1 protein-coding gene is annotated in these 256 nt (G+C 62.9%); it reads left to right on the plus strand.

Annotated elements, in window-relative coordinates:
- Positions 1 to 235, plus strand: a 235-nt coding sequence (locus tag AAEZ05_RS29305; protein WP_350650127.1) for a hypothetical protein, incomplete at its 5' end; no start/stop codon positions are given.
- Between the last annotated feature and the right edge of the window lie 21 nt (positions 236 to 256).

Consider the following 256-nt stretch of genomic DNA (forward strand, 5'->3'; position numbering starts at 1 on the left):
GGGTGGCTCCAAGGTCACCGCAACCACACTGGCCGGCAGTGACTACCGTGCCGATGTCGGGCTGAACGTTTCGACGTCACCGGTCAACCTGGCCCTGGGTGCCAAGGATGAATTGACCCAGAAACACGACGACGCCACGCGCAAGGACCAAGCCTTCAACCTGGGCCCGCTGCGCGCGGGTGGGCACAGTGAAAGCCAGGCCTTGCAGGCGGGGATTGATCAGGCCATCAACTAAAGGGTAATGCCCACCCCACTG

This window comes from Pseudomonas sp. HY13-MNA-CIBAN-0226 (assembly GCF_040310305.1).
In the GTDB taxonomy this organism is placed as follows: Bacteria; Pseudomonadota; Gammaproteobacteria; order Pseudomonadales; family Pseudomonadaceae; genus Aquipseudomonas; species Aquipseudomonas gregormendelii.